2 protein-coding genes are annotated in these 2,433 nt (G+C 46.2%); one reads left to right on the forward strand and one right to left on the reverse strand.

Annotated features, from left to right (window positions below; translation table 11 throughout):
- Window positions 1-272 precede the first annotated feature (272 nt).
- The gene (locus QUA88_RS10075) at window positions 273-539 is read left to right on the forward strand and encodes a hypothetical protein (RefSeq protein ID WP_333271505.1); all 267 of its coding nucleotides are present in this window, start codon (window positions 273-275) and stop codon (window positions 537-539) included.
- Here QUA88_RS10075 and QUA88_RS10080 read toward each other — a convergent pair.
- Window positions 521-2,433: CHAT domain-containing tetratricopeptide repeat protein (locus QUA88_RS10080; RefSeq protein WP_333271507.1), on the reverse strand; the 1,913-nt coding region annotated here is incomplete at its 5' end. The two genes, QUA88_RS10075 and QUA88_RS10080, sit on opposite strands and share 19 nt — an antisense overlap.

The following is a 2,433-nucleotide window of genomic DNA, read 5'->3' on the forward strand; positions in this document are numbered from 1 at the left end:
AAACCCCTGTCTCATAGTGAAAGTCCTCGCTATGAGGACTGGGAAGAAGAATTTTTGACGTTGCTGATTCGCGGTAGGAATCAACTTTTTGCTTGATGTTACAAAACTGACCATACTGGTTTTATAGCAATTGGGAAATCTGAATTCCTACCTGTATTTAGCAACGCCCAGCAACGCCGAATTTTTAAACTCATTAGTCCTCTTCAGAGGACTTTAGCTATTAGACAGGGAATTCATTCCCTGTCGGATTGTCGGACTATCGGACTATCGGATTGTCGGACTATCGGATTGTCGGACTATCGGACTATCGGATTGTCGGACTATCGGATTGTCGGACTGTCGGACTGTCGGATTGTCGGACTGTCGGATTGTCGGACTGTCGGATTGTCGGACTATCGGACTGTCGGATTGTCGGATTGTCGGACTATCGGACTACCGATTTAACGTGTTTGTTGACACCAATAGGCATTGCCGTGTCCCTACAAGGGCTATGTACTTACTTACCAGCAAAAGTGCTGTATCATTTCCACTCGCCCTGAAGGGTAAAAGCCGCCCAATAATAGGGAGATTTCCATTTTTCCTCCTGCATCATTTCAATCTGCGCCGCCCTCAAAGCTGCCGCCGGCGCTAACTTTTGTTGCACCATTTTTTGATAAAACTTTTGCATTAACACAGAAGTTCCTTCATCATCCACATTCCACAAACTCACCGCCACCCGCTGCGCCCCCGCATACATAAAACCCCTTGTTAATCCCACCATTCCTTCGCCTCTAACATTCTGTCCCATGCCCGATTGACAAGCACTTAAAACTACTAAATTTGCCGCCAGTTTCAAGTTGAAAATATCCGTGAGGCGCAAAAAACCATTGACAAGATTGCCCTTGTCATCTACCATCGACATCACAATTCCTGACAGTTCGGGATTTTGGCTGTTGGCAAGGCCGTGGGTGGCAAAGTGAACGATTTGATAATTAGCTAAACTGCCGTCGGTAGCAGTAGTGCGGCTGGCATCAAAATCAATCTTTTGAGTGCTAGAAGCTGAGGGAAATAAGCTGGATATCGTTTGGGCTTCTTGGCGGGTAAATGCGAGGCGTTCGGGTGGCCATTGCCGATTAGAAGCACGAAGCGATTGATTTAAACCGAGGTTATTTGCTTCTAATTTTTCTGTTGTTGCTTGGGTAATTTTTCCTTTAATTCTTTCATCCTCTGGACTGAAAACAGGATCTGCTAAAATTGCTAAATTTCGGCTTGGTGGTTTTCTATCTCCGTAATTTTGCCTGAGAATGGCGAGAGTTGAGGCAGAAGGCAGAGTGATAATTTCATGTTCGACTATTAAGGGAACATTGGTATTTTGTCCGGCGGTTTGGGAAATATTTAAAGCTTGAAAAGGGGTATAGTGCAGCACGCCGTCGGGAACAATTAATAAGCGTTTATTGCCTAATTGGGCTGCTGCGGGTTGTAAAATTACTCGACCCAGATTTGCACTTGCTTGGGCAACTTGTTGGGGAATATTTCTCTGGATTGGGCTAGTTATTGTCTCTAGGAAGTTCTTAGCTGCTGTTTCAATATCTGCGCGTTTTGGTAATTCATAGCTGGTTACTCCTGTTGATGTCACAACCCACAAATAACTGCGGTCTTTGCCGAGGGAATATTGCAATAAAATCGTGTTTTCATCGAGAATCTGTTTCTGAATTTCTGGTAGCGTTAAAGGTTGGGGTTGGGTGAGGGCAGCGTAGCGGGGGCTGGCGGTACGAATCTTGGTTTGAACTTCCTGATATTGTTGCAAAAGTGCGAGGCGCTGTTTGTCGATTTCATCGATTTTAGTTGCGTTGGGGTTGGGGCTGCTGATTGTTTCGATGCGCTGTTTTTCAATGTCATCGAGTTGCTGTTGCACGCTCTTTTCTTGTTGCAGTAAATCGGGGGAAATACCTTCGCGAATGTTGGCGTTACTTTCTTGGAGGAGTTCGAGGAGACTGCGGGCCCTCGAACGTTCGCTGGCTTCTAAGGCTTTTGTATCATAACCGGATTTAGGATTAGTTTTATGCAGTTGCATTAACAAATCGATGTAGAATTCGTAGTGGTTCTGTACTGTGGCAAAGTATGAGCTGCGGAGTTCTGGGCTGGCTATTTTGGTGCGGAGGTTTTCGATGATTTTGAGAGAGGATTCAATGTTAGTGAGCGCTTCAGTGAGATTGCCTTGAGCGCGTTTGGCATAGGCAATACCATAGAGGGTGGTAGCTTCCCCACGGCGATCGCCGGTTGCCCGAAATAGGGGAAGCGACTGGCTGTAATACTCTAGCGCTTTCTGTTTTTCTCCCAAATCTGAGTAGACTCTGCCGATGTTGTGGAGGGTGGTAGCTTCCCCACGGCGATCGCCTGTTGCCCGTCTCAGGGGAAGCGACTGGCTGTAATACTCTAGCGCTTTCTGTTTTT

Source organism: Microcoleus sp. D3_18_C2 (assembly GCF_036702395.1).
Classification (GTDB): Bacteria; Cyanobacteriota; Cyanobacteriia; order Cyanobacteriales; family Microcoleaceae; genus Microcoleus.